This window comes from Pigmentiphaga sp. GD03639, assembly GCF_029845405.1.
In the GTDB taxonomy this organism is placed as follows: Bacteria; Pseudomonadota; Gammaproteobacteria; order Burkholderiales; family Burkholderiaceae_B; genus Pigmentiphaga; species Pigmentiphaga daeguensis.
Map to the genome: position 1 here is coordinate 1 of NZ_JAOCLR010000052.1, position 24,125 is coordinate 24,125.

General features: G+C 70.7%; 14 protein-coding genes. 10 read left to right on the forward strand and 4 right to left on the reverse strand.

Features of this window, described 5'->3' with window-relative positions; translation table 11 throughout:
- The first annotated feature begins 223 nt into the window (after window positions 1-223).
- The 5 genes from N5K27_RS28075 to N5K27_RS28095 are packed head-to-tail and all read left to right on the forward strand — an operon-like array spanning window position 224 to window position 4,999.
- Window positions 224-1,477, forward strand: coding sequence for a Rieske 2Fe-2S domain-containing protein (locus tag N5K27_RS28075; protein ID WP_087837640.1), 1,254 nt, complete (start codon window positions 224-226; stop codon window positions 1,475-1,477).
- 13 nt (window positions 1,478-1,490) lie between these two features.
- Window positions 1,491-1,997 carry an aromatic-ring-hydroxylating dioxygenase subunit beta gene (locus N5K27_RS28080; protein ID WP_087837641.1) on the forward strand — a complete coding sequence of 169 codons (507 nt, stop codon included), beginning with the start codon at window positions 1,491-1,493 and terminating at the stop codon, window positions 1,995-1,997.
- Between the two features lie 31 nt (window positions 1,998-2,028).
- Window positions 2,029-3,003, forward strand: a complete 975-nt coding sequence (locus N5K27_RS28085) for a tripartite tricarboxylate transporter substrate binding protein (protein ID WP_087837642.1) — start codon at window positions 2,029-2,031, stop codon at window positions 3,001-3,003.
- A gap of 2 nt (window positions 3,004-3,005) precedes the next feature.
- Window positions 3,006-4,208 carry a sulfurtransferase gene (locus N5K27_RS28090; RefSeq protein WP_087837643.1) on the forward strand — a complete coding sequence of 401 codons (1,203 nt, stop codon included), beginning with the start codon at window positions 3,006-3,008 and terminating at the stop codon, window positions 4,206-4,208.
- Window positions 4,208-4,999 carry an alpha/beta fold hydrolase gene (locus N5K27_RS28095; protein ID WP_087837644.1) on the forward strand — a complete coding sequence of 264 codons (792 nt, stop codon included), beginning with the start codon at window positions 4,208-4,210 and terminating at the stop codon, window positions 4,997-4,999. The genes N5K27_RS28090 and N5K27_RS28095 overlap by 1 nt, the downstream gene beginning before the upstream one ends.
- A gap of 36 nt (window positions 5,000-5,035) precedes the next feature.
- On the opposite strand, the gene N5K27_RS28100 is transcribed toward N5K27_RS28095, so the two are convergent.
- Window positions 5,036-5,938 (reverse strand): LysR family transcriptional regulator, encoded by a 903-nt coding sequence (locus N5K27_RS28100; protein WP_087837645.1) that lies wholly within the window; start codon window positions 5,936-5,938, stop codon window positions 5,036-5,038.
- Between the two features lie 135 nt (window positions 5,939-6,073).
- Between N5K27_RS28100 and N5K27_RS28105 the strand changes: the two genes are divergently transcribed.
- From N5K27_RS28105 to N5K27_RS28115, 3 genes are all read left to right on the forward strand, one after another.
- On the forward strand, window positions 6,074-8,182 hold the full coding sequence (locus tag N5K27_RS28105; RefSeq protein WP_279820849.1) for a CHAT domain-containing protein: 2,109 nt from the start codon (window positions 6,074-6,076) through the stop codon (window positions 8,180-8,182).
- Between the two features lie 3 nt (window positions 8,183-8,185).
- Window positions 8,186-9,826 carry a ShlB/FhaC/HecB family hemolysin secretion/activation protein gene (locus N5K27_RS28110; RefSeq protein WP_279820851.1) on the forward strand — a complete coding sequence of 547 codons (1,641 nt, stop codon included), beginning with the start codon at window positions 8,186-8,188 and terminating at the stop codon, window positions 9,824-9,826.
- Between the two features lie 68 nt (window positions 9,827-9,894).
- Window positions 9,895-17,082 (forward strand): filamentous hemagglutinin N-terminal domain-containing protein, encoded by a 7,188-nt coding sequence (locus N5K27_RS28115; protein ID WP_279820853.1) that lies wholly within the window; start codon window positions 9,895-9,897, stop codon window positions 17,080-17,082.
- 12 nt (window positions 17,083-17,094) lie between these two features.
- Here the strand turns inward: N5K27_RS28115 and N5K27_RS28120 are convergent, their stop codons facing one another.
- Together N5K27_RS28120 and N5K27_RS28125 are read right to left on the reverse strand one after the other, a co-directional pair.
- The gene (locus N5K27_RS28120) at window positions 17,095-18,990 is read right to left on the reverse strand and encodes an ATP-binding protein (protein ID WP_279820855.1); all 1,896 of its coding nucleotides are present in this window, start codon (window positions 18,988-18,990) and stop codon (window positions 17,095-17,097) included.
- Window positions 18,991-19,004: 14 nt separating this feature from the next.
- Complete coding sequence (locus N5K27_RS28125; RefSeq protein WP_279820857.1) at window positions 19,005-20,126, reverse strand: ABC transporter substrate binding protein; 1,122 nt, start codon at window positions 20,124-20,126, stop codon at window positions 19,005-19,007.
- A 208-nt stretch (window positions 20,127-20,334) separates the two neighbouring features.
- Between N5K27_RS28125 and N5K27_RS28130 the strand changes: the two genes are divergently transcribed.
- Entirely contained in the window at window positions 20,335-20,946 is a 612-nt protein-coding gene (locus N5K27_RS28130) for an OmpA family protein (RefSeq protein WP_279820859.1), read from the forward strand.
- A 38-nt stretch (window positions 20,947-20,984) separates the two neighbouring features.
- Entirely contained in the window at window positions 20,985-21,374 is a 390-nt protein-coding gene (locus N5K27_RS28135; RefSeq protein WP_087837651.1) for a DUF4280 domain-containing protein, read from the forward strand.
- A gap of 25 nt (window positions 21,375-21,399) precedes the next feature.
- On the opposite strand, the gene N5K27_RS28140 is transcribed toward N5K27_RS28135, so the two are convergent.
- A complete protein-coding gene (locus N5K27_RS28140; RefSeq protein WP_279820861.1) occupies window positions 21,400-23,613 on the reverse strand; it encodes a hypothetical protein in 2,214 nt (737 codons plus the stop codon).
- Between the last annotated feature and the right edge of the window lie 512 nt (window positions 23,614-24,125).

Below are 24,125 nucleotides of genomic sequence, written 5' to 3' on the forward strand. Positions count from 1 at the left end.
CCCCGCCAAGCCCACCCTCACCGGCGGCTCCGAATGCGCCCCAATGCGAGCCGCCCCACCCCACCGATCAAGGACTACGGCGGTGATGAGTGACGCCCATAATTGAATGTGATTTGCGTCAAAAGTGGGATGATGAGTTCCAGCCATGTGGCTATGCCCCGGCCGGGCAAGTCCTTACCATCGCTCCGTCGCCCCAAGTTCGCGAGGCGTATTGGAGAAAACGATGGAGGCAGGAGAGGCGCTGGTCGACTGGCCCAGCGAAGGCATCACCCGGGTGCCGTTCCAGGTCTTTTCCGACCGGGAGGTCTACGACAGGGAACAGCAGCGGATCTTCCGCGGCCCGGTCTGGCAGTTTCTCTGCATCGAGCAGGACATTCCCGAACCGGGCGACGTGGTCACGTCCTGGATGGGCGAGACGCCGGTGATCGTCGCGCGTGACCACGATGGCCGCATTAACGCCATGGTCAACCGCTGTGCCCACAAGGGCGCGCTGGTCGCGTTGAAGAGCAAGGACAAGGTCAAGAATCTGACCTGTGTCTACCATGCGTGGTCATACCGGCTGGACGGCCGGTTGCGGTCCATCGCTTTCCAGAACGGCGTCAACGGCAAGGGCGGCATGCCCGAGGATTTCGACGTCGAGGCGCACCGGCTGCAGCCGGTGCGCGTGCAGGCCTTCTGCGGGCTGGTGTTCGGCACGCTGTCGGACGAGACGCCGCCACTGGACGAGTTCCTGGGGCCGCGCATGAGCGCCTTCATCCAGCGCAACTTCGGCCGGCCGCTGAAGGTGCTGGGCCGGCATAGCCAGATCATCCACAACAACTGGAAACTGTATGCCGAGAACGTGCGGGACTCCTATCACGCGACGCTGCTGCATACCTTCTACACCACGTTCAAGGTCAACCGGCTGGACATGGACGGGGGCATCATCCTGTCCGACCGCAAGTGGCACCACATCAGCTATTCCAAGCGCGCCACCTTCAATCTCGACAAGGAGTACCTGACGGCCGAGGTGCACTCCGCCAAGTACGGCGCCAAGCACGGCGAATCGGCGCTGGAAGGCCCCGAACTGCTGGACGCCTGGGAAGAGTTCGACGACGGCATCACCCACAGCATCCAGACCGTGTTTCCCAACGTGGTGTTCCAGTTCACGCTCAACTCCCTGGCTATCCGGTTCTTCGTGCCCCAGGGCGTGGACAGGACCGAACTGAAATGGATATTCCTGGGCTACGAGCGCGACACGCCCGAGCAGTCGAAGATGCGCATCATGCAGTCGAACCTGACGGGCGCGGCCGGCCTGGTGGCCCTGGAGGACGGCTGCATCAACGAGTTCGTGCAGCGGGGCACGGTGGGGGCGGGCCAGCGCGCGGCGTTCATCGAGATGGGCGGCCGCGTGGCCGAGTCGAACGAGTCGTCGCGCGCCACCGAGGCCTCGGTCCGGGGGTTCTGGCACGGCTATCGCGACATCATGGGATTCTGACGGAACGCTGATCATGCAGACCACACTTCGTACTGCTTCTTCCCCCGCCGTGCGCGAGGACGTCCAGGCCGCGATCGTACGGCTGATGGCCGACTATGCCCACGCGCTGGACGACGACGAACTGGAGTCCTGGCCGGACTTCTTCACCGACGATGGCACCTACCGGCTGACCACGCGCGAGAACGTGGCGGCCGGGCTGCCCGTGGGCATCATCCATTGCGAGGGGCGCGGCATGCTGCGCGATCGCATCGCGGCGCTGCGTACCGCCAACATCTTCGAGCCGCATTGCTACACGCACGTGCTGGGACCCAGCCGGGTCGCCGCGGTGGGCGACGGCATCTGGCGCGTGCGGTCGAATTTCAGCGTCTATCGCACGTTCGAGAGCGGGGAATCCCGGCTGTACGGCGTCGGCAAGTACCTGGACATCGTGCATGCCCAGGGCGACGGCCCGCGCCTGCGGGAACGCGTGGTCGTGCTGGATTCGCGCTGCGTCGACGTGCTGACCGTCATTCCACTATAACGGGCGCGCCGCGCACCGGAGGAGACACATCATGAAGAAAAGCTTGAAAGCCGCCGGCCTGGCCGCCGCGGCATGGGCCGCCTGTATCGCGCCGTCGCAAGCCGCCGACGACACCGATTGGCCGCGGCATGCCGTGCGGCTGATCGTGCCCTACGCGCCGGGCGGCATCGCCGACCAGATGGCGCGCATCACGGCCGAGGCGTTGCAGGCCGCGTTCAACCAGCCCTTCGTCGTCGAGAACAAGCCGGGCGCCAGCGGCAGCCTGGCGACGTCCTACGTGGCCAAGAGCAAGCCCGACGGCTATACGCTGCTGGTGGGCCTGGCCGCGCCCCAGACCCTGAACCAGTTCATCTACAAGGTGGACTACCACGGGCTGAACGATTTCGCGCCGGTGGCGTTGCTCAACACCAATCCGCTGATCCTGGCCGTGCATCCCTCGCTGCCGGTCAAGACGGTGGCCGATGTGATTGCGTATGCACGCAAGTATCCCGGCAAGCTGAACTTCGGCGGCGCCGGGGGACTGACGCAGTTCGCCGGCGAGGTCTTCAAGTACGACACCAAGACCGACATGGTGCACGTGCCCTACCGGGGGGGCGCGCCGGCCGTGGCGGCCGCCGTGGCCGGCGACGTGCAGATGACCTTCGCCAACTATTCCGACGTGCAGCCCTGGATCGAGTCCGGCCGGCTGCGCGCGGTCGCCATCACCAGTCCCAAGCGCTATCCCCGCAATCCCGACCTGCCCACCATCGCGGAGTCGGGCGTGCCCGGGTACGGCATGGACGGCTGGACCGGATTGCTGGCGCCCGCCGGCACGCCGCCCGCCGTCGTGCGGAAGATCTCGGCGGTGGTGCGCAAGACGCTGAACGAACCCGCGATGAAGGACAAGCTCGGGGCCATGGGCAGCCCGCCCGGGAACATGTCGCCGGAGGAGTTCCGGACCTTCATGGCCGGCGAGATCAAGCGCTGGCAGGGTTTCGTGGCCGAGTCCGGCATCAAGGTGGAATAGGCATGGCCAACGAGCGTGAAGCCGCCCCGATGCCGACCGGACCACTGATCGCCGCCTCCGACCTGGCCCGCATCGCGGGCAGCGCGGGCGTGGCCATCCTGGACTGCACCAGCCACCTGCCCGCGGAGCGGCGCGACGCGCGCCGCGAATTCGAGGCGGCGCACATACCGGGCGCGCGTTTCGTGGACCTGGCCGAGATCAGCGATCCGGCGTCCGGCCTGCCCACGATGCTGCCGCCGGTGGCGCAGTTCGAGGCCGTCATGCGTGGACTGGGCATCCAGGCCGGGGATCTGGTCGTGGTCTACGACACTCACGGCATACGCACCGCGCCACGGCTGTGGTGGATGTTCCGGGGCTACGGCCACGAGCGCGTGGCGGTGCTGGACGGCGGGTTGCCCGCGTGGCGGGCCGCCGGCGGCGCGGTGGAGCAGGGCCCGGCCGCGCCCGCGCGGGAAGGGGACTGGAGCGCGATGCGCGAGCACGACGCGGTGGCCGATACCGCCGCCACGCGCGCTGCCGCTGCGCACGCCTCGTCCCAGGTGGTGGACGCGCGCAGCGCCGAACGCTTCCGGGGCCTGGCGCCCGAGCCGCGGCCGGGACTGCGCGCCGGCCACATCCCGGGCAGCGTCAACCTGCCTTACGAACAACTGCTCGACCCGGTTTCGCATGCCTACCTGCCTGACGACCGGCTGGCCGAGGTCATGCGGGCGCATGGGCTCGGGCTGGGGCGGGACACCCGCTTCGTCTGCTCCTGCGGATCCGGCGTGTCGGCCTGCGTGCTGGCCCTGGCCTTGCACAAGCTGGGCGAACGCGACGTCAGGGTCTACGACGGGTCCTGGACGCAATGGGGCAGCGATGCGGCCTTGCCGGTCGAGACGGGGGACGGCCATGTCTATGCCTTGAAGACCTACGTGGCGGCTCCCGGCAAGTTCGCCGCCATGCGCGACCGCTTCCTGTCATCGGCCGCGCCCCTGCTGGCCGAGCAAGGGTTGATGCTGGAACGAAGCTGGACGCCGCCCGAGGCGCCCGACACCTTCGTCTACCTGCTGAAATGGCGGTCGGGCGTGGATTTCGACCAGGCCTGGGATGCGTTCGCGCGGGATCCGCGCTGGCTGGAGGTCAAGCGCCGCTCGGAAGCGCAGGGACCCCTGATCGCCCGCCAGGAGTCTATGATGCTGGGTACTTCAACAGGGGAGATGCGGTGATGAGCGCGCAGGGCAAGTTCGATGCGGGGTCGGGCCTTTACTACACGGTGCAGGGGCCGTCGGCGGGCGAGGCGGTGCTGCTGGTCCATTCGATCATGTCCGACGGGGAAAGCTGGGCGCGGCAGGCCGCCTGGCTGGCGCGCACGTACCAGGTGGTCGCCATCGACCTGCCGGGCCATGGCCGGGCGCCTGTCGCCGGCGAGGTGACGCTGCCCGGCCTGGCCGATGCGATCACGCGGCTGGCCGACACGCTCGGTCTTGCGCGCTTCCATTTCATGGGCGTATCGCTGGGCGCCATGATCGGCTTCGACCTGGCCACGCGCCATGCCGCGCGGCTGGCCAGCCTGGTGGCATGCGATGCGCCGTCCAGCACGCCGGACAACTACGGGGCGCTGTGGGACGAGCGGATCGCGCGCGCCAGGCGCGACGGCATGGCGGCGCTGGCGGACGAGACCTTGGCGCGCTGGTTCACGCCGGCCACGCTGGCGGAGCAGCCGGCCCTCGTCGCGCGGGTCCGCGAGCAGATCCTGAAGACGCCGGTGGAAGGCTATGCGCATTGCGCGCGGGCGATCAGCCGCTTCGACTATCGCGACGGGCTGGCGCGCAGCCCGGTCAGGGCAACGCTGACGGCGGGCGAGGCCGACGGGGTCATCGTGCCGGCCATGCGCGAGCAGGCGCGGGCGATGCCGCATGCCCAATGGGTGGAGATACCCGGGGCCGGGCACCTGCCCCAGCTCGAGAATCCGGCCGCCTTCGAGGCCATGATGGCGGGGCACTTCGGCAAGGCGTAGGCGCCTGCGCGGGGTTCCCGCTGGCGTGACCAGGCCCTAAGCGTCCTGCGACTTGCGGATGGCGTCCGCCAGGTATTTGAGCATCGCCCGGGTGGCACGGGGCACGCTGGTGCGCGAGACGATGTAGGCATTGAGCGGCAGGCGGGGCTCCCACTCGGGAACGATGCGCTTGAGGCGTCCGCCGGGCACGTAATCGCGTCCCAGGATCTCGGGGATCAGCCCCACGCCGGTTCCGCAGGCCACCATCTCGCGCAGCAGGCGGATGCTGTTCACGCGCGCCCGCACCCGCCCCAGCGCGGAGCGGCCCGCGCCCGACGGCACGGTGTTCCACAGGCTTTGTCCGGACTGCAGCTCGGTCACCACCCAGTCGAGCGCGGGCAGCGTGGCCAGGGATATGGGCTGGGGCAGGCCGGCTTCATAGGCGGGGCTGCAATAGAGCCCGTAGCGGATCTCGCCCAGCTTGCGCACCGTCAGCCGCGACGGCTTGGGCTCGCCGAAGGCGATCAGGATGTCCACGCCTTCGCCGATCAGGTCGATGGGCCGCGTGGTGGTGTCGACCACGATCTGCAGGTCGTTGTGTTCCAGGGCGAATTCCGAGATGGCCTGCCCCAGCCACGCCGTGCCGAACTCGATGGGCATCGCGACGTTCAGCGTGCCCGACATGCTGGTGGCGCTGCGTGCGATCTTGCGCGCGATGCTGTCGCGGGCGCGCGCGATGTCCGCGCACTCCTGCAGCAGGTCCAGGCCCAGGGCGGTGGGCGAGACCTTGCGCGTATTGCGTTTGAGCAGCATCGCGCCGCAGCTTTTCTCCAGCGCGATCAGGCGGCGGCTGAGCGTGGCGCGCGGCACGCCCAGCTTGTGCGCGGCCGACGTGAGCGAGCCGCTTTCCACCACGGATTGGAACAGCATCAGATCGTCGAGGTCGAGTGACAGATGCATGTCGCGGCCTTACCCCTTTAGCGCTATGTCCTATTGCGTATAGGCATGTTAGCGCACGCTACCTAGACTTCGTTCCTATATCCATGGCGGGACGCACCCGCTGCGAACGTGGAGCGCGAGAGCATGGGGCGGGCGATGCGGAAGGAGAGGATCTGGAGCGGCGCGCGCAAGGCCGTGTGCGCGCTGTCGTTCGGACTGGCCCTTTCGCCGGCATGGGCCCAGGAGCCCGTGCCGGACGCCGAGGTGGGGCTGGTCGCGCAGGAGCGGCTGGCCGATGCCGACACCCTGCTGGCGCTGACCCAGGACGGTGCGATCCTGTATGCCCAGGATCCGGTCAAGCTCAGCGGCTACCAGTATTGCAGCCAGGCGGTGGCGCTGGCCGAACAGGGCGAGTTCCGGCAGAGCGTGCGCGCCGCCAGCAAGGCGCTGCACCTGGCCCAGGCCACCAACGATCCCAACCTGGCCGCGCTGGCCAACCGCGACCTGGCGATCGCCTACAGCTATGCGGGCCGCCTGGACAAGGCGGAGTCCTTCGCGCGCGAGGCGCTGCGGCATCCTCCCAAGGAACCCGAGAAGGTGCTGGGCCCGGTGCACAAGGTGCTGGGCGACGTCGAAGTCCGGCGTGGCGACTATCCCGCGGCGATCAAGAGCTACGAGACCGCGCTGGCGAACAGCTCGGAACGCTATGCGCCGCTGGTGCGCGTGTCGCTGGTCAACGCGCTGGCCGAGAACGGCGATGCCGCGCGGGCGCGGCAGGTGCTGGACGCCACCGCCCAGCCTTCCGACCCGGTCCTGGCCACGCAGTGGCAGCGCACGCGTGCGCGGGTCTTGCTGGCCGAGAACCGGCCGCAGGAAGCGGCGGACCTGTACCGCTCGCTCACGACGCGACGGACCGGCGCCGACAGCGGCTACTACCAGCTGTGGGCGTGGGACGGCGTGGCGCGCAGCGAGATGGCGCTGGGCAACAAGCCGGCGGCGGCCGATGCGCTGGGCAAGGCGCTCGACGGGGTGGACGCGGTGCGCGCGCGTTTCCGCAGCGACGAATTCAAGATGGGACTGTTCTCGGACATGCAGTCGGTGTTCGAGCGCGCGATCGGTCTGTACAGCGACCTGGGCAATGCCTCGGCGGCATTCGAGTTGAGCGAGCGCAGCCGCAGCCGGGCCTTGCTGGACGCGGTGCGCGGGCGGGGCAGCGTGCCGGATGCCGCCATGGCCACGTTGTCGCTGTCGGGGCTGCAACAGTCCCTGGCGCCCGACGAACGGGTGATCCAGTTCCATGTCCTGCCCGAGCGCCTCCAGGCCTGGATCGTCGGGCCATCCGAGCTGCGGGAAGTCTCCATCCCGATCGGGCGCGACGACCTGGCCAAGCTGGTCGACGCCTTTCGCGACCTGATCGTCAACGGCAAGCGCGGCGCGGTGGACGGCGCGGCACGGGTGGGCGAACTGCTGATCGCGCCGCTGGGCATCGCGCCCGGGCAGCGGCTGGTCGTGGTGCCGCACGGCCCGCTGCACTACCTGCCGTTCCAGGCGCTGCGCCTGAACGGCGCCTACCTGATCGAAAGCCACGCGATGTCGGTGGCGCCGTCCATGAGCATCGCCGTGCAGCTCGCGCGCAGGACGCCGCGCGTCGCGCCCACGCTGACCGCGTTCGGCAATCCGCGCATCGAGGACCAGTACGACCTGCCCGGCGCCGAGCGCGAGGTGCAGGAACTGGCGCGGCTGTTCCCGCAGAAGAACGTCTACATGGGCACCGCCGCCACCAAGACCCAGTTCAAGGAAGCCGCCGCCCGCGCGCCCCTGATCCACGTGGCCGCCCACGCGCAGGCCGACACCGTGGATCCGCTCTATTCGCGCATCCTGCTCGCCAACGAGGACGGCCGGCAGAGTTTCCTGGAGGCGCGCGAAATCCTGGGGCTGGACATGAACTACACGGCCCTGGTCACGCTGTCGGCGTGCGAGTCGGGGCTGGGCCGGATCGCGCAGGGCGACGAGGTGCTGGGGTTCACGCGGTCTTTCCTGTCCGCCGGGTCATCCAGCCTGATCGCCTCGCTGTGGCCAGTGTCCGACGACGCCGCGGAGCTGTTGATGAGCACCCTGTACGCCGAACTGGCCAAGGGCAACGACATCCAGCGGGCGATGCAGGCCGGCCAGCTTGCCGTCCTCAAGCGCAACAAGATGGCGCACCCGTTCTTCTGGGCGCCGTTCAACCTGATCGGGAACTGGCGCCTGACGGTGGAGGGCTGAAGCATGCGGGGTGCCGACAAGACATGGAATCGCCGAGGTATCGCCGCCGCGGCGATGGGGCTGGCATGCTCGGCCGCGCTGGCCCAGACGCCCGGGCCGCTGGCGCAGGCGCCGTCGCAGCGCCTGCCTGAACCGCCCGCGCCAGCCGCGCAGACGGCCTTCCGCTTGCAGCAGGTGACCTTCACCGGCGCCGCGGCCATACCGGCGGACGAATTGCAGGCGCTGGCGGCCGGGTATGTGGGGCGCGATGTTTCGCTGTCCGACCTGGAAGCGCTGGCGCGGGACGTGACCGGGCTGTACCGCAGCCGCGGCTACTTCCTGGCCCAGGCGCTGGTGCCGGTGCAGACCGTGCGCGAGGGACGGGTCGAGATCAGCGTCGTCGAGGGGCGCCTGGGCAAGGTGGACATCCAGGTCGCGCCGGATGCGCCGATCTCCGAGGGACGCGTCCGCGCCTACCTCGCGCCGCTGCAGCCGGGCCAGCCGGTCAGCGCGCAAAGCTACGAACGCGCCATGCTGCTGCTGTCCGACCTGCCCGGCATCAAGGTGTCGTCCGGCCTGCAGGAGGGCAGCGAGCCCGGCACGACGGACCTGGTGGTCGAGGTGGCGCAGGCGCGGCGCGTGACCTTCGCCTTCGACGCGGACAACCACGGCACGCGCGAGTCGGGCCGGGTCCGCGCGGGCGGCACCATGCGCGTGGCCAGTCCGCTGGGGCTGGGGGACAACCTGGACGCCCGGCTCATGATGTCCGAGGGCAATTCGCTGAACTTCGGACGGCTGGGCTACGAGGCGCCGCTGGGCACGGACGGCCTGCGCCTGGGCGCGGGCATCTCGCGGGTGCGCTATGAACTGGGCCAGCCCTGGTCGCAACTGGGCGCCAAGGGCCGGGCGACGGTGGCCGACCTGTCGCTGAACTACCCCGTGATCCGGCAGCGCGGCCAGAACCTGTTCCTGCGCCTGGGCGTGGACCACAAGGACCTGCGCGACGATCTTTCCATGTTCTCGTATTCGGCGCGCAAGAACATCGTCGGCGTGGGACTGGGCTGGAGCTGGGAGCGGCGCGACGAATTGCTCGGCGGCGGCTATTGGGCCAGCACCGGTACCCTTTACCACGGGCGCCTGGACATCAAGGACGACCTGACGCGCGCGATGGACCAGGGGCCGGCGGGCCACCGCACGGACGGCGGATTCACCAAGCTGACCTGGCAGGTGTCGCGCCTGCAATCGGTGCTGCCGCGCCACACCTTGTACGTGTCCCTGGGCGGGCAGCTCACCAACGGCAACCTGGACGCGTCCGAGAAGCTGGCGCTGGGCGGCGCCCGCGCCGTGCGCGCCTTCCCGTCCAGCGAACTGCTGGTGGACGAGGGGGTGCTGGGCGTGGTCGAGTGGCGCTGGTCCGCCACCGAGGACCTGACGCCCTATGTGTTCTACGACGTGGGCAAGGGCCGGATGTTCCATTCGCCCACCAGCCTGGACACCAACAATACCCGCAGCATGCAGGGCTTCGGCATCGGCGCGGTCTGGTCGCGGCCCGGCGATTTCATGGTGAACGTCTCGCTGGCGTGGCGCCGCAACACCGCGGCGCCGGTCACCGACGGCGGCGACCGCAAGCCCCGGATCTTCGTGCAATTCCAGAAAGTGTTTTAAGGAACCGGGGCGGCCGGAGACCGGCGCCCAAGGCGGCGCGGACCGCGCTCCGGGACCAGGAGAATCACATGAGTGCAGCCATCCGTTCCCCGCGCAAGGTTCGCGGGCCCGTTTCCCCGGTGCCCCAGGAGCGTTGGAGTCCCCGTCCGCTGGCACTGGCGCTCGCCCTGGTGGGCACCAGCGCGGGCGCCCAGATGCCGACCGGCTTCAATCCCGTGCAGGGCAGCGTGCTCGCGCCCGTCACGAGCGGCAACGTCATGTCCATCCAGCAACAGAGCGATCGCGCCATCATCGAGTGGAGCACGTTCTCGATCGGCGCGGGCAACGCGGTCCGCTTCCTGCAGCCCGGTGCCTCCAGCATCGCATTGAACCGGGTGCTGGGCGGGGACCTGTCGCGCATCTCGGGAGATCTGTCGGCCAATGGCCGGATCTTCCTGATCAATCCGGCGGGCGTGCTGTTCGGGCAGGGCTCCAAGGTGGAGACCGGCGGCCTGGTCGCCTCGACGCTCAACATCTCCAATGCCGACTTCATGGCGGGCCGCTTCCGGTTCGAGCGCGACGACGCCAACACCGCTTCGGTGACGAACCTGGGCACCCTGACCGCGCCGGGATCGACCATCGCGCTGATGGCCGCTACCGTGGTCAACGGCGGCGAAGGCAAGATCGTGGCCGACGGCGGCACCGTGGGACTGGTGTCGGCCCGCCAGGTAACGCTGGACTTCCAGGGCGACGGACTGACCACGTTCCGCTTCGCGCCGGACGCCGGCGCCAGCATGGCCGCGGTCACCAACGAAAGCGGCGCGGTGCTCCAGGCCAACGGCGGCCGGGTGGCGGTGCTGGCGGATTCGGCCCAGGTGGCGCAGCGCGTGGTCAACCAGCAGGGCACGATCCGGGCGCAATCGCTGACCGCGCGCAACGGCGAGATCATCCTGGGCGCATCCGGCCAGGCGGACGTGGCGGTGGGCGGCACGCTGGACGTGTCGGGCACCGCGGGGGCGTCGGGCGGGACCCTCCGCATCGAGGCCGGCGGCATCCGGACCGGATCGGCGCGCCTGGATGCCTCCGGCGACGGCGGCGGCGGGCACATCGAACTGGCGGGCCGGCGGGCGGTCACCATGGACGAGGGCAGCCGCCTGCACGCGGATGCGCTGGCCGCGGGCAACGGCGGCACCGTCGACATCGGCGCCCCGGGGCTGCATGCGGCGGGCATCATGACGGCGAATGCCGCGGGCGACGGAGCGGGCGGCGTCGTCAAGACGTCGGGCAGCGTGGTCGAGGTCGGGGCGGCCCATGTCTCGGCGGCCGGCGCCGGCAGCGGCGCCAACGGCAAATGGACGATAAGCTCGCAGGGCGACGTGACCGTGGGTACCGCGCCGGCGGCACGGCCCGCCACCGAGGTGTCCGTGGCCGGTGACGACAGCCGGGTATCCGGCGGCGCCGTGGGCGAAGCGCTGGGGAACCGTACCGACGTGACCGTGGCCGCCACCGGCTTCGCGCTCGACGGCGGCCGGGGGCAGAGCGGCAACGTGGTGTTCGAGAGCGACGCGAGCGTGGTCAAGACCCAGGGCGGCACTTCCACCCTGCGCGTGGACGCCATGCGCAACATCGACATGTGGAACGGCGCGCACATCGAGTCGCAGGCGGGCGCGCTGAACGTCGAGTTCAACGCCGATTCCTCGGGCAAGGCCGCGATGCGCCGGCCGGAGGGCGCCAGCGATTTCGTCGAGGAAAGCGGGGGCAGCATCGACGTGGAAGGCGCCACCATCGCTACCCGGGGTGGCGACCTGCGCCTGTTCGGGCAAGGCGATGCCGCCAACGGCAAGGCCACCGGCGGCACGTCCTTCGTGAATGGCCGGGCGCAGACCCGCCGCGCCGGCATCTTCGTCGGCTGGAGCGACGTGTCGCTGTGCGCCGACGATGCCTGCTCGGCGGGCGGTTCGCTGGCCGCCGCGGGGGCCGGCATCACCACCGTCGACGCGACGTCCGGCCGCGGCGTGGAAGGGGGCGAGGGCGTCACCCTCAGCGGGACCGGCGTGGCGGCGGGCGGCGACATCACGATAACCGGCCACGGCGGCGTGGCGGCGGCGGGCGTACGGATAGACGGGCGCCGCGAAGGGGGCACGCAGCACCAGTTGAACGCGGCGGGCGACATCACCATCATCGGCACGGCGGCCAATGCCACGCTGGCCGACAATCTTCCCGTGGAGGTCCCGGAAGCCGGCGTGGCGATCCGGAACACCACCTTGGCGGCCGGCGGCGACGTGACGATCGACGGCAAGGGCTCCAACCTGGACGCGCTGACGCAGTCGCCCGACATCTTCGGCGTGCTGGGCTACGACACCATCGAGGCCGTCGATGGCGTGCACATGCTCGACACCCGGGTGCTGGCCGGTCCGCGCCGCGACATCCTGATCACCGGGGCGGCGGGCGGCGACGGCCTGCTCATCCAGAGCGACGGCGCCTCGGGGGCGACCTTCACCACCATCGCCGCGCGCGGCGTGCGCATCGAGAAAAGCGTCGAGGCCCTGGAGGCGCCGGGCGGGACGGCGCCCGACATCGCCACCGACGGTGGCCGCATACGCATCGCCGGCCGCGACAGCGACGTCTGGCTGGCGGGCGAACCGACCAAGGTGGGCGCGACGCTGCAGGTGGACGCCGGCAGCGCGGACGGCCGGGGCGGCAGCATCGAGGTCACCGGACGCAACGTGGGCGTGCTGGGCGCCACCGCGCTGCTGGCCGACGGCGCCGGCGGCGGAGGCGACGTGACGGTGCGGGCCGAGGCCGTGGCGGCCGTGGACGATTTCGCGCGCGTGCAGGCGAACTCGACCGGCGCCGAGGGCGATGGCGGCAAGGTACTGTTGACGGGGCAGGATGGCCTGCGCGTCCACGGCTCGCTCCAGGCCCGGGGCACGGGCGCGGGCCACGGCGGACGGATCGAGACTTCCGGCGGCGGCGTCGACGCGAGCGGCGTCCGGGTCAATGCCGGGACCGTCACCGGCGCGGCGGGAAACTGGATCGTCGATCCCTATGACGTCCGCATCGTCCACGGCACCGGGCCGGGCGCGCCGCTGGCCGATCCTTTCGAGGCGGTGGCCGACACCACGATCCAGGATTCCAGCATCAACACCGCCCTGGATGCCGGCACGAGCGTACGCATAGGGACGGGGGCCGGCAGCGGCACGGGCGGCGACATCACCATAGCCAGCGGCGTGGATATCCGCCGCACGACCGGCGCGGCGCCGCTGGCGTTCGCGCTGGACGCGTACCGCGGCATACGAGGCGATTCGTTCAGCATCGTGTCCGAGGCGGGCGCGCTCGACCTGGCGTTCAACAGCAACGCAAGCGGCACCTTGTCGGGCGATCAGTCCATCGCCTTCCAGAACGCGACGCTGACCACCAACGGCGGATCGGTCAGCCTGTATGGCCAGAGCGACCCGGTGGCGGGCAGCGCCAGCTCCAATCGCGGGCCGGCCATCCGGTTGGTGGACAGCGTCATCGACACGCGTGTCGGCCAGAGCGATGCCGGCGCCGGCGGGAACGTCCTGCTGCGGGGCGCGGGCGACGGGGTGGCCAGCGTGGACATCGAAGGCGGACGCATCGACGCGGCCAGCGGCAGCGTCACGGTGCGCGGCGTCTCTTCCAGTTATGGAGAGGGCGTGCAGATGACGTCGGGCAGCAGCGACGACACCATCATTACGACCACGTCCGGCAACATCGCCATCGTCGGCATCGGCGGCGGCGATTCGTCGACGGGCGCGGAAGGCGTCAGGATGGAAGGGGCGCACGTGCAGTCCGCCAGTGGCGACGTGGACGTGCGCGGGCTGGCGCGGGGGGCGGGCACGACCGCTTCCGGCGTGATCCTGGAGGACTCTTCGCTGGTCGCGCAGGCCGGCCGGGTGCGCGTGGCGGGTCAGTCCGAAGGCAGCGGCGCCGGCATAGACCTGCAAGGCGGCTCGTCCAGACTGTCGTCGCATGCCATCGATGGCCAGCAAGGCGTCGTCCTGCGGGCCGACAACGACGGCAGCGCCGATGCGATCGCGCTCGCGGCCTCGGTGCGGTCGGGTGCGTCGATCAACCTGCGGCCGGGCGGCGTCGATGCCGCGGGCAATGCCACCGACCACACGGCGACCCGGATTTCCGTGGGCGGGGCGGGCGGCAACGGGTTCTCGCTGTCGGACGCCGACATGGGGAACCTGGATGCGCCCAACGTCATCGTCGGCAGCAATACCCACGCCGCCGACATCTCGGTGGACGGGCCGGTGGCCACGGCCGGCAACCTGACCCTGCAGAACGAAGGAGGCGGGGCGATCGCGCTGGGCGGCAGCGTGACGGCCGGCACGCTGGCGCTGCTGGCGGGCGGCAACGTGACCCAATCGCCCACCGCCGCGATCGCCGCGAACGCGCTGGCGGCACGGTCGGCCACGGGCGACGTCGTGCTGACCAACGCGGGCAATGCCGTGGCCACGGTTTCCGGCGGCGCGGCGGGCGACTTCCGCTACGTCGATGCCGACGGCATCGCGGTCGGCAACGTGTCGGCCCTGGGCATGGACGCCGCGACCAACGGCGTGCAGACCCGGGCGCTGGATGGCATTTCGGCCGACCGCGCCATCGTGCAGGCCCGTGCCGGGAACATCACGGCCAATGCCGCGATTACCGCGCCGACGGCCATCACGCTGCAGGCGGATGCCGGCGCCATCCAGGTCAACCGGACCCTGGACAGCGGATCGGTGGCCCTGCTGGCGGCCGGCGCGATCGGCCAGCAGGCGGGCGCCGCCATCACCGCCGGCACGCTGGTCGCCCGTTCGACCGGCGCGAGCGTGACGCTGACGGACGCGGGCAACCGGGTCGGGATCCTGGCGGGCAGCGCGGCCACCGATTTCCGGTATGCGAACGCCGACGGCTTGACCCTGGGAAATGCCGCCGTCGTGGGCCATGACACCGCGGGCAACGTGCAGGCCGTTGCCGCGTCGGGGATCTCGGCCGATACGACGCAGATCGCGGCTCGCAAGGGCGATCTGGACGTCGCCGCCGCCGTCTCGGCCGCCGACCTGCTCAGCCTGCAGGCCGACACCGGGGCGATCGGAGTGGGTGCCGCGGTCCAGGGGCGCACGGTGGCGCTGCTGGCCGGCGGCGACATCACGCAGGCCGCCGCCGGCGCCATTGCCGGCGACGCGCTGTTGGCCCGGTCCACGGCGGGCGACGTCCAACTGGCGGCGGGGAGCAATGACGTGCGTACGCTGGCGGCATCCGCCGCGGGCGACCTGCGCTATCGCGGCAGCGGCGACCTGGCGGTGGCAACGGTGACGGCGGGGGCGCTGGACGCCAGCGGCACGCCGCAGACCGTCGCGGCTTCGGGCCTGACGGCCACCGATGCGATCGTCCAGGCGACCACGGGCAACCTGTCGGTCCAGGCGGCTTCGAACGCAGCCAACGGGCTGACCTTGCAGTCGGACGCGGGAAGCGTGCAAGTCGGGCAATCGCTGCAGGCGCGAACCGTGGCCCTGCTGGCCCGCGGAGACATCGGCCAGCAGGCCGGCGCCGGCATCACGGCGGACACGCTGGCGGCCCGGTCGACGGCCGGGTCGGTGACGCTGACCGCCCCCGGCAACGACGCCGGCGTGTTTGCGGGCAGTGCGGCCACCGAGCTGCGCTACGCGGACGCGAATGCGCTGACCGTCGGCGAGGCCACTGTCGCCACCCAGGATGCGGGGGGTGGGCTGTCGTCATCGACCGTGGCCGGTGCGCAGGCCGGCACGGTGCGGGTCGCGGCGCGGACGGGCAGCCTGACGGTCGCCTCGGGCGTGACGGCCACCGATGCCGCCAGCCTGCAGGCCGATGCCGGCGCCGTGGCCGTGAACGCCGCGGTGCGGGCCCGGACCGTGGCATTGCTCGCCACGGGAGGGATCACCGAATCGACGTCCGGCGGCATCGCGGCGGATGCGCTGCTGGCGCGTTCGACCGGCGGCGACGTGCGGCTGGAGAACGGCGGCAACGACGTGCGCGCGCTGGCGGGCAGCGCAGCCGGCAGCCTGGCCTATCGCGGCACCGGCGACCTGGCCGTGACGGCCGTGGCGGCCAGCATGCTCGATGCGGCGGGCGCGCCGCAGGCGGTCTCCGCCTCGGGCGTGATGGCCCAGGATGCGTTCGTGCGGGCCACCTCGGGCAATCTGTCCATCGCCGCCGCCTCGGCCGCGGCCGGGTCGATGGTGCTCCAGGCGGACGCCGGCAACGTGACGCTGGGGCAGTCCGTGCAGGCCGCCACGGTCGCGCTGCTTGCCGGCGGCGACATCGGCCAGAATGCGTCGGGCTCGATCATCGCCGACGAACTGGCGGCCCGCAGCACGGACGGCAGCGTCGTCCTGGACCAGGCATCGAACCGCGTCGGCACGGTGGCGGGCGGGGCGCGCGGCGGGTTCGCCTACACCGACGCGGATGCCCTGCGCATAGGCGAAGTCACGCTGCCGACACTGGGCGCGGGGGAAGGCGTGGTGGCCGGCTCGGAACGAGGCATTTCCGCCGCCACCACGGTCGTGCGGACCCAGTCCGGCGACCTGACGCTGGATGCCGGCGTGACCGGCGGCACCGCCGACCTGGTGGCGGCGGCGCGCTTCCAGAATCCGGACGGCGCGCGCATCGATACTTCCGGGCGCTGGCGGGTATGGGCCGACACCTGGGAGGGCGAGACGCGCGGCGGCATGGCCGGCTCGGGCACGCTGCCCAACCTGTACGGCCGCGCCTATGGCGCATCCATCGCCGACGCGGACAACCACTTCATCTACCGACAACAACCGACGGTGACCGTGACGCTGGACAGCGCCTCGCGGCCGGCCGGCATCGGCAATCCCGCCCTGGGCTACACACTGGAGGGCCTGATTCTGGGCGATACCGGAGCGGGCATCAGCGGCACGGCCGGCTCGGCCGCCACCGCGTCGAGCCCGGCCGGCACCTATGCCGTGACCGCGGTCACACCCTTCGTCTCGGCCGAGGGATATCTGATCAACGTCGTGCCGGGCGTGCTGACCGTGAACAGCTACACCCTGCCCAGCGTGGACCTTCAGCGCGAGATACCGACCACCTATCTGTACGACCGGAACCTGGCCCCCGTGGCCATGTGCTTCGCCACCGGGCCGATCGCCGGCGACCGGGTCGAGCAGGCGGGCGACGTGCTGGCCCGGGAATGGTCCCGGGTGCGGACACGGCCGAACCTGAGCAACTGCGTGTCCACCGATCGCCGCAACGCCTGCTCGGATTTTTAGGGGGAACGGGACCTAGAGACTGGCCGACCGGGCGCCGCGTCCGGTCGGCGTCCAGCGTCCCAGCAGCGCTCGCAGCTTGGCCGGCGCGACCGGCTTGGTCAACAGCGTGACCGAGGCTTCCCGTACCCGCTGCAGGATGTCCGGCGTGGTCGTGCCCGAGATCATGATGGCGGTGGCGCGCGGCCGCAGCTCCCGCGCCTGCAGCAGCAGCGCGAGCCCGTCGTCGCTGTCGCCCAGTTGCAGGTCGCACAGGATCACGTCGTAGCGCCGGCTGGCGTCGCGCAGCTTGCGCAGCGCGTCGCCGGCCGTAAGGACCTGGTCCACGCGGCAGTTCCATTGCCGCAGCAGGTGGGCCGTTCCTTCCTGGATGGCCTCGTCGTCGTCGATCAGCAGGCAGTCCAGGTCCAGCGAGGTCGTGCCGGCGGTCTCGGACGCGGCGGCCATGGGCGCCACGGGCGGTGCGTCGGTGCTGGGCAGCAGCAGCGAGAATGTGCTGCCCCGGCGCAGGGCGGATCGCACGCCGATGTCGGTCTGCAGCAGGCGAGCGATGCGGGCGCAGATGGACAGGCCCAGGCCGAAGCCGTTGCGCCGGTCGCGCTGCGGATTGGCGACCTGGTAGAACTCTTCGAAGATGCGCAATTGCTGGATGGGCGCGATCCCGATGCCGTTGTCGCGCACCTCGATCCGGGTGGCGGCGCCGTCGCGCCGGGCCGCCACCAGCACCCTGCCGCCTTCGCTGTGGCGCACGGCGTTGCGCACCAGGTTGTCCAGCACGCGCATGACCAGGCCCGCATCGGTCATGACCGCGCGGCCGCGGTCGCGCCACACCAGCTCCACGCCGGCCTCGCGCGCGACCGCGCCATGCATGGCGTCGAGCTGGTCGAACAGGTCGCGCACGCGCACCGGGGCATAGGACGGCGACAGCACGTTGGCGTCGAGCCGCGAGATGTCCAGCAACGCGTCCAGCAGCGCGCTCATGACCTGGGTGCCTTCCTGCAGGCGCTGCATGGCGGGCAACTGCGCGGGGCTGGCGGTGGGCAGCAGGCCGTCGATGAACAGTCCCATCGCATGCACCGGCTGGCGCAGGTCGTGGCTGGCCGTGGCCAGGAAGCGCGTGCGCGAACGCGTGGCCTGTTCAGCCTGCGACAGCCGCGCGAGCGCCTCCTGGGTGGCGGCCTGGATGCGCTCTTCCTGGGACGAGTAGGCGTCCTGCAGGCGTTGCGCCATGTGGTCGACGTCGCTGGCCAGGGCGGCGATCTCGTTGCGGCCGCACGGACCGCAGCGGGCGTCCAGCTTCCCTTCCTGCAAGGATGAGACGGTGGCGGAGATCCGTTTGAGCGGCCGGACGACGGCGCGTGCCATGTGGCGGGCCGACAGCCAGGCCAGCAACAGGGCCGTGCCGCCTATCAGGCCGCCGGCCAGCATCGAGGCGGCGCGCGCGCTCCGGTGCTGGGCATCGTCCAGGAACACGCGCACCGTGCCGATGTCCAGCGCCGGTCCGCCGGGGCGGGGGTAGTCGGTCAGGCCGCGCGTGGCGCGCAGGCGCACCGGTTCGGCGAAAGGGCGGGCGTGCTTGAGCTTGCCGGACTCCGGCCCCGCCGCGATGGCGATGCCCGCGCCGTTGCCAATCTCCACGCGCGACGCGATCCCCTTGGCCACCATGTTCTCGGCCAGGTCGCGCAGCGTTTCCACGTCGCCCGCATACAGGCTCAGGTCGCTGGCCACGGCAAGCTGCCGGGCGATCGCCGCGCCGTTGGCGCGGAAGGCCTGCTCCAGCGCGTCCAGCCGTTCGTGGGTGAACCACAGGGTCAGCGCCACGGCGGCGGTGGCGCACGGCAGCACCCCGAGGCGTATGAGGTCCCGTTGCAGACTGTCCGATCGAAGCGCGGCGGGGAGCATGAGAGCCATGGAGCGGAACAGGCCTAGTCCCGGCGCGCCACGGCCGCGGTCAAGGCCTCGTCCGGCGGCAAGGCCAGGCCCAGCCGCTTGGCCACGTGGGGATTGGTGCGTACCGTCAACCGCCGCGGCGCCTCGACCACCGGCGGACCGGGGGGCGCCTGCCTGAGGCGCACGGCCAGGGCATGGGCCTGCTCGGCCAGCTGCGCGTTGCCGGGGACCAGCGCCGCCACGGCGCCGGCCCGCACCATGGCCTCGCTGGTGGCGAAAACGGGCAGGTTGGCCGTGGCCGCCGATTGCAGCAGCGACAGGGCCGCGGCGGACGTTGATCCCACCGGGTCGGGCAGCACGAGCAGGGCGTCGCTGGCGGGAACGACGACCTGCAAGGCGCCGGTCAGCGCATTGGCGTCGGGGGCGTCGGCCGCGGCGATGGCCCAGGGCCGGCCGCCGCGCGAGGGGTGCTGGGCGGGCCAGGCCAGGGCCGCGCTGGCCAGCTCGCGCATCAGCGGTTCGGCCTGGGGCGCGGTCACCACGCCCACGCGGCGCTTGCCGGGCAGCACGGCGTCTATCAGGCTGAGCTGCTCGGCCGCGGCCGGGTCGCGCAGCAGCACGGCGATGGCGCGTTCGGGGCGGCGCAGCGCCGGCAGGGCGCGCAGTTCCTCGTATTCCAGGCGGCCCAGCAAGGCCAGCAGGACGGGTTCGCTGCCGGCGCGCTGGACCACGGCCCGGGCAGCCCGGGGGCCCACGGCGACCAGCACGCCCGGGTCGCTGCCCTCGGCGCGCGCCGGGGGCGGGGGGGAGGCCGATGACGCCGTATCGGGCAGCATGGAGCCGCGCGCGCTGCGCGTGCGCACGCCGGCCAGGACGGAATCGCCGTCGTCCGGACCGGACCTCGGCGCGGCCGCCTGTGGCGCGCCGAGCTGGCGCAGCGAGTCCAGAGGCACGATATCGACCTTGCCCTGGGTCAGCCGGTGCGAGGCGGCGTTGACGCTGCGCAGCTGCGCGGCGAATTCGCCGTACTGCTGCGCCGTATCGTCCAGGATGAGCGTCATGTCGGCCGCCCAGCACGCGGCCAATGGCGCGGCCAGCCATAGGACGGCCAACCGGCGCAGGAGCGGCAACAGAGGCGGCGCGGATGTTCGGAGCACGTTGCGAAGATTCGTGAAAGCGGTATCCGCAATCTACGTAAGCCCGGCGCGCGCGGCGATAGGGCAGAGGGTCTATGCCGCCGGCAGGCCGGCCGCCGGGGGACGCCACGTCCGTAGGCGATGGAATAGGCCGCTTGGCATATCGATCCGGATCGGGGATTTGCGCACACTATGGCATCCGCCTGCCCATCTTCCTGGAGTGCGCGCCATGAAAACCTCCGTCCGGCCCCGCGCTTTTCCCCCGAGCTCTTTCGCCGCCGCGGCCCTGGCCTGCGCGGCCGCCTTTGCGATCCCGCACCCGGCACATGCCCAGTCCGGCAACTTCGGCACCGAGACCCCCTCGATCAACCAGATCATCGACCAGCTCAAGGCCGGCGGCGGCGACGATGCCACCGCCGGCGTGCGCACGCGCGCGCTGCGTCCCGGCGCTTCGTCCCAGGCCACCGCGATGCCCGAAACCGCGCCCGCCCCCGCCGCGCCGGCCGCCATTTCCATGCAGATCCAGTTCGCGTTCGGCTCGGACCAGATCGCCGAAAGCTCGCGCCGGTCCATCGACAACCTGGCCGCCGCCCTGGCCTCCGATGAGCTGAAGGGCCGCACGTTCACGGTGGCGGGCCATACCGACGGGGTGGGGTCGGCCGACTACAACATGCGCCTGTCGCAGCGCCGTGCCGTTTCGGTCAAGACCTACCTGGTCGGCCATGGCGTCGACGCCGCGCGGCTGCGCACGGTGGGCAAGGGCCAGACCGAACTGCTGAATCCGGCCGATCCGCGTGCCGCCGAGAACCGGCGCGTGGAAATCATCGCCACCGGCTCGTAGCCGCGCGCCGGTTTCCGGCGCGCTGCGGGAGGACCGCCATGGCCATGCACGTCGTCAATGGGGCGCTGCTGCAATGCAGCTTCGGTCTGGCGCCCTCGTCCCTGGTGGTGCTGCCCGTCAATCGGATGATGTCCTCGAACCAGCCGGCGGCCAACATCATGGACCACAAGCCCATGGTCAACATCATGCCCTTCGGCATGTGCGCCAGCCTTGGCAATCCTACGGTCGCCTCGGCGACCTCCGCCGCCCTGGGCGTGCTCACCCCCATGCCCTGCGTGCCCGCGACCAGTTCGCCCTGGACACCCGGTTCGCCCACCGTCATGCTGGCCAACCAGCCGGTCCTGAACAACACGTCGACCTGCATGTGCAACTGGGGCGGGGTGATCACCATCACCATGCCGGGACAGGTGACCGAACTGGTGCCCTGACCAGGGCGGGCCGAACTAGCCGCCGCTATGCCGCCTCGGTGCCCAGTACGACCTTGCCGACCTGATCGATGTCGGGCTTCTCGGGCCGGACCGCTGCGCTGTCGCTTACCCGGATATTGCTGAAGGGGGCATCGCCGGCGGGCGGCGCATCCTCGTCGCCGCCGGCAAGCAGCGACCTGGCCTTGTCTTCGTCCGCGCCCGTGGCCTTGTCCAGGACGTCCTGCACGCCGTCCTTGCGTGCCCGGTCGACGTTGCCGACCTTGTCCTTCATGTCCTTGGCGCTGTTGGCCGGATCCAGGAAGTTGAACTTGTTGTCGCCCAGCTGGCTGACCGCGTCGTCCATCTTCTTGCCGCTTTCCTTGGCCTGTTCCGTGGCTTCGAGGAGATTGTCCTTGGTGTGCTTGACGTCCTGGACCATGCCGGTGGCCTGCTTGATCTTGTCGCGCACCGGATTCCAGACGGTCTGACCCACGGTGTCGCCCAGGCCGAAGGCATCGAGCAGCAGGTTGAACAGCGGAAACAAGGTATTGCGAACCTGCAGGGCCAGCAGCATGGGCAACCGGCCCAGCCAGATCTCCATGGTCCGCGCATCCTTGCTGAGCGCCTGTCCACGCATCTTCTGCAATTCCGCGCTCAGCTCCTCGGCGATGAAATCGATGATGACGTCCAGGTGGGCGGCGTGCCTGGTCAGGAAGTCGCGCAACAGTTCCGCGCCCTTGTTGAGCAATTGCTGCTTGCCCATGCTGACTTTGCCGAGCTGGGTCTCGCCTTCGGCTTTCTTGTTGTCTCCAGGAGGGGGAAAGCCCGCGAGCTTGAACACGAGGTCCACGATCAACTTGCTCAGCGCTTCGCGCGTGGACAGCGCGGTCAGTACGCGAAGATCGCCGTCTCCGGCTGCCAGCAGCAGGTTGGTGTAGACGCGCTCGAGAATGGCGACCGAGGCCTTGGCGATCTCCTGGACCACGGTGTCGACGAAGCCGGGCAAGGGCTGGATGCCGGTGCCCTGGGCGATCGCGCGCGAAATCAGCACCGGCGCGGGAACGATCTTGTCGAGGTTCTTGGGATCCGTACGGGGCTCGTTCCAGCGCGTGCCGCCCGCCAGCGTGGCGAAGGCCGCGGCCAGGGCGGCGGTGCCCGGCCGCGTGCGGGCGCCCGCCGTCTCCAGCCAGTCGGTCAGCGATTCCTGGGCACCCTTGGCCTTTTCCTGCGCCTCCTCGATCTTGTCCTGGGCATCGTCGACGGCCTTCTCGGCCTTGCCCAGGGGATTGTCGGCGTAGGTCTTGGGTGGCTCGGGCGGGGCCGCGCCTTGCGCGTCCGGCGCTCCCTTCTCGAAGAACCAGATGCCGAAGGTAGGTTCGCGGCCGTCCCGTATCGCCGCCACGGAGAAGGCCCGGCAGGCTTCCTCGATGCCGGCTTCGTATTCCGCGCGCGCCGCCTGGAACATGGCCTTGTACGTATCCTGGGCCTTGAACAGGTACTTGGGAATGTCGGCAATGAATCCGCCCACCCCGCCAACGGCGCCCAGCGGCCCGGGCAGGGGCAGCGACGGCAGTCCCGCGCCTCCGCCCGCCCCCGGCTTGAAGGCCGAGGCGCACAGCACGGCAAAGTCGGCGCGTACTTGGTGCAGGTCCACGCCGGCCTGGTGCAGGGTGGGGTAATCGATCGACCCGACGTTCAGCTTGTCGCCGGTGGCCTGGATCTTGACCAGCAGCGGCGTGAATTGCTCGGGGCCGACCGCCGCGGACTTCTGGCCGCTGCCCAGCAGCGAACCGACGGTTTCCATGGCGTTGCCGATCGCGCCCTGCATGTTGGTTTCCAGCACGTGCTTGGCGGCATCGACGAAGCTGAACAGCAGCATGGTCTCGCGCAGCAGGGCGTCGCGGCAGCCTACGCCGTGGCCCGGCGGCCCTTTGCCGGCGAAGGTGTCGTTCATGTCGCCGTGCACCTTGCCGAAGTGGATGAATTCGATGGGCATGGGGCGGCTGCCTCGGTTCTCGTCCGAGGATTGGCTTTCGGAGCCCTGGGCGGTCGGTTTCAGGAAGAGTTTTTGCGGTTGGCCGAGTTTGTCGTTGAGTGTTTCGCGGGCGTAGTAGTACGGGGTGCCGCTGGGGACGCCGCCGGCGCCGCCGCCGAGCTTGCCGGCGACGTCGTCGATCAGTCCGCCTAGGGTGGAGTCTTTGCCGGCGACGCTATCGGCTTTGTCCGCTGCTGTGCCGGCCGCGCTTTCGAGTAGTCCCATTGCTTATTTCTCCTCGGTCGTCGTCGGGGCGCCGGCGTGGTGCGGGGGTGATATCCATTGCGGAGAGATTCGAGTTCTTGACCCGGCCTTGGTTGGTGTGGCGGGGCCGCCCAGCCCCCGGGGCGCATTCGGAGCCGCCGGTTTGGGTGGGCTCGGCGGGGAAGCAAGGGCGCAGCTGTTTGAGGGCGGCCTTAGGAACAGTCCGGGGGACTGTTCCCGCCCGAGTTCTGCGCCCGCCCCGCCGGGCCCACCCAAACCGGGAAGTCCCGCGCAGCGGGACCGGCTTCGCTGCGCCCCGGGGGCTGGGCGGCCCCGCCACACCAACCAAGGCCTGCGGCTTTGCGTTGCCACGATTCTCGCCCTGGATGGGTTAACTACGTTTGATCCACGCGACTCAGGGTGCAGGTCTTGTCTGGCGCGGAGGGGGCAGGCAGGGGGGGCCGGGCGCATTCGGAGCCGCCGGTGGGGATGGGGTTGGCGGGGAAGCAAGGGCCCAACTGTTTGAGGGCGGC

Bases quoted from the DNA above. Each gene is read 5' to 3' on its own strand.
- N5K27_RS28075 (WP_087837640.1), top strand. From the start codon at position 224: ATGGAGGCAGGAGAGGCGCTGGTCGACTGGCCCAGCGAAGGCATCACC.
- N5K27_RS28080 (WP_087837641.1), top strand. From the start codon at position 1,491: ATGCAGACCACACTTCGTACTGCTTCTTCCCCCGCCGTGCGCGAGGAC.
- N5K27_RS28085 (WP_087837642.1), top strand. From the start codon at position 2,029: ATGAAGAAAAGCTTGAAAGCCGCCGGCCTGGCCGCCGCGGCATGGGCC.
- N5K27_RS28090 (WP_087837643.1), top strand. From the start codon at position 3,006: ATGGCCAACGAGCGTGAAGCCGCCCCGATGCCGACCGGACCACTGATC.
- N5K27_RS28095 (WP_087837644.1), top strand. From the start codon at position 4,208: ATGAGCGCGCAGGGCAAGTTCGATGCGGGGTCGGGCCTTTACTACACG.
- N5K27_RS28100 (WP_087837645.1), bottom strand. From the start codon at position 5,938: ATGCATCTGTCACTCGACCTCGACGATCTGATGCTGTTCCAATCCGTG.
- N5K27_RS28105 (WP_279820849.1), top strand. From the start codon at position 6,074: ATGCGGAAGGAGAGGATCTGGAGCGGCGCGCGCAAGGCCGTGTGCGCG.
- N5K27_RS28110 (WP_279820851.1), top strand. From the start codon at position 8,186: ATGCGGGGTGCCGACAAGACATGGAATCGCCGAGGTATCGCCGCCGCG.
- N5K27_RS28115 (WP_279820853.1), top strand. From the start codon at position 9,895: ATGAGTGCAGCCATCCGTTCCCCGCGCAAGGTTCGCGGGCCCGTTTCC.
- N5K27_RS28120 (WP_279820855.1), bottom strand. From the start codon at position 18,990: ATGGCTCTCATGCTCCCCGCCGCGCTTCGATCGGACAGTCTGCAACGG.
- N5K27_RS28130 (WP_279820859.1), top strand. From the start codon at position 20,335: ATGAAAACCTCCGTCCGGCCCCGCGCTTTTCCCCCGAGCTCTTTCGCC.
- N5K27_RS28135 (WP_087837651.1), top strand. From the start codon at position 20,985: ATGGCCATGCACGTCGTCAATGGGGCGCTGCTGCAATGCAGCTTCGGT.
- N5K27_RS28140 (WP_279820861.1), bottom strand. From the start codon at position 23,613: ATGGGACTACTCGAAAGCGCGGCCGGCACAGCAGCGGACAAAGCCGAT.